This is a genomic window from Curtobacterium sp. B18, from assembly GCF_000333375.1.
Classification (GTDB): Bacteria; Actinomycetota; Actinomycetes; order Actinomycetales; family Microbacteriaceae; genus Curtobacterium.
This window is the reverse complement of record NZ_BACZ01000331.1, coordinates 1-2,383: the sequence shown is the minus strand read 5'-3', so window position 1 is coordinate 2,383 and position 2,383 is coordinate 1. Positions and strand designations below refer to the sequence as shown.

The window sequence follows — 2,383 nt, the reverse complement described above, 5'->3', positions numbered from 1 at the left end:
GGCACCGTCAGCGCCCACATCCGGGAGCAGTACCCGGAAGTCACCCTCAGCGTGTCGGGGACCACCCGCAAGCCCCGCCCCGGCGAGGTCGACGGCGTGCACTACTACTTCGTGGACGACGCCGAGTTCGACCGGATGATCCGCGACCGCGAGCTGCTCGAGTGGGCCACCGTCCACAACTCGTACCGGTACGGCACACCCCGGCCGCCGATCGACCGCGCGCTCGACGCCGGCGAGAAGGTCATGCTCGAGATCGACCTGCAGGGTGCGCGCCAGGTCCGGGACGCCATGCCCGAGGCGGTCCTCGTCTTCCTGCTGCCCCCGTCGTGGGAGGAACTCGTCCGCCGACTGATCGGCCGCGGCACCGAATCCGCCGAGGAACAGGCCCGCCGACTCGACACCGCCAAGGTCGAACTCGCCGCCCAGGACGAGTTCGACGTGCGCATCGTGAACTCCGATGTCGGCACCGCGGCGCGCGAGGTCGTAGACTTGTTCACTGCGCCCTAGCCGGGCGACCCCCCCCGACCCGTCGACTGGAGACACCATGGCCAACCCCCAGGGCATCATCGACCCGCCCATCGACGACCTGCTCGCCAAGGTGGAGTCGAAGTACGCGCTCGTCATCTTCGCCTCGAAGCGTGCGCGGCAGATCAACGACTACTACGCCGACCTCCACGAGGGGTCGCTGTTCGACAACGTCGGCCCGCTGGTCGACTCGACGATCGACGACAAGCCGCTGTCCGTCGCGCTGCACGAGATCAACGAGGACAAGCTCACCGTCACCAAGCAGCAGCAGCCCACCGACTGATCGCGGTGACGAGCAGCAGCCTGCGCCTCTTCACGTCCGAGTCGGTGACGGAGGGGCACCCCGACAAGATCTGCGACCAGATCTCGGACACGATCCTCGACGCGCTGGTGACCGTCGACCCGCACGCTCGCGTCGCGGTGGAGACCATGGTCACGACCGGGCTCGTGCACGTCGCCGGCGAGGTCACGACCTCCGGCTACGTCGAGATCCCGAAGCTCGTCCGTGACGTCATCACGGGCATCGGGTACAACTCGTCCGAGGTGTCCTTCGACGGTCGCACCTGCGGTGTCGAGGTGTCGATCGGCGCGCAGTCGCCGGACATCGCCCAGGGTGTGGACGAGTCGCTCGACACGCGCTCCGGCGCCGGTGTCGACCCGCTCGACCGCCAGGGTGCCGGCGACCAGGGCATCATGTTCGGCTTCGCGACGAACGAGACGCCCGAGTACATGCCCGTCGCGATCTGGCTCGCGCACCGCCTGGCCGAGCGGCTCGCAGCCGTCCGCAAGTCCGGCGAGCTGCCGTTCCTGCGCCCGGACGGCAAGACCCAGGTCACCGTCGGGTACGACGGCGTGGTGCCGAAGACCGTCGAGACCGTGGTCCTGTCCACCCAGCACGCGCCGTCCGTGACGCTCGACGAACTCACCGCTGCGATCACCGAACACGTGATCCGTCCGGTGCTCGACCAGGTCGACCTCGACTCGTCGCACGTCGACGTGATCGTGAACCCGACCGGCCGCTTCGAGATCGGTGGCCCCCAGGGGGACGCCGGTCTCACCGGCCGCAAGGTCATCGTCGACACCTACGGCGGCGCCTCCCGGCACGGTGGCGGCGCGTTCAGCGGCAAGGACCCGTCGAAGGTCGACCGCTCGGCCGCCTACGCCCTGCGCTGGGTCGCGAAGAACGCGGTCGCCGCGGGCCTCGCCGACCGCCTCGAGGTGCAGGTCGCGTACGCGATCGGCCGCGCGAAGCCCGTCGGGCTCTACGTCGAGTCGTTCGGCACCGGTCACGTCGACGACGCCACGATCGAGGCCGCGATCCTGCGGGTCTTCGACCTCCGTCCGGCCGCGATCATCCGTGACCTCGACCTGCTCCGCCCGATCTACGCGCAGACCGCGACGTACGGTCACTTCGGCCGCGAGCTCCCCGGGTTCACCTGGGAGCAGCTCGACCGCGTCGAGGAACTCCGCGTCGCCGCAGGACTCGTCGCCGCCACCGTCTGAGGCTCCGCGTGACCACCGTCGCGCGCGTCGTCCTCGACTCGCCGCTCCCGCAGTTGGACCGACTGTTCGACTACCGGGTGCCGGCCGAGTTCGAGGACGACTGCGTGCCGGGGGTCCGCGTCAAGGTGCCGCTGCGCACCGGGGCGCGGATGTCCGACGGGTACGCTGGTTGTTCGGGTTGTACCCCCACTCGACGGGTCCGGTCCAGCGGAACCCGAGCTTGGCGTACGCCGTCGACGAGCAGCTGGACGCCCCGCTCGCGGCCGCCGTGGACGACGCCGCGCCACCGGCGGTCCGGAGCGCGGAGCCGCCGGGGAGCGTGCGGTGGGCGAGGGCGGCCCGCTCCTGTCGGATC

The 2,383-nt window shown here is 70.4% G+C and carries 4 protein-coding genes and 1 pseudogene; 4 read left to right on the top strand and 1 reads right to left on the bottom strand.

All coding sequences use genetic code 11. The features are described from left to right. The 4 genes and pseudogenes from gmk to I5E_RS26340 all read left to right on the top strand — a co-directional run. Window positions 1–507: guanylate kinase (gmk, locus tag I5E_RS09150; protein ID WP_022906710.1), on the top strand; the 507-nt coding region annotated here is incomplete at its 5' end. 37 nt (window positions 508–544) lie between these two features. Further along, window positions 545–808, top strand: a complete 264-nt coding sequence (rpoZ, locus tag I5E_RS09145) for a DNA-directed RNA polymerase subunit omega (RefSeq protein WP_022906709.1) — start codon at window positions 545–547, stop codon at window positions 806–808. A 5-nt stretch (window positions 809–813) separates the two neighbouring features. Beyond that, window positions 814–2,028 carry a methionine adenosyltransferase gene (gene metK / locus I5E_RS09140; RefSeq protein ID WP_022906708.1) on the top strand — a complete coding sequence of 405 codons (1,215 nt, stop codon included), beginning with the start codon at window positions 814–816 and terminating at the stop codon, window positions 2,026–2,028. 8 nt (window positions 2,029–2,036) lie between these two features. Next, window positions 2,037–2,192: pseudogene (locus I5E_RS26340) on the top strand (hypothetical protein); the annotation flags it as partial. Here I5E_RS26340 and I5E_RS26335 read toward each other — a convergent pair. Then, window positions 2,149–2,383 (bottom strand): hypothetical protein (locus tag I5E_RS26335; protein WP_042723727.1); only part of this gene is annotated, 235 nt, incomplete at its 5' end. The pseudogene I5E_RS26340 and the gene I5E_RS26335 sit on opposite strands and share 44 nt — an antisense overlap.

Bases quoted from the DNA above. Each gene is read 5' to 3' on its own strand.
- rpoZ (WP_022906709.1), top strand. From the start codon at position 545: ATGGCCAACCCCCAGGGCATCATCGACCCGCCCATCGACGACCTGCTC.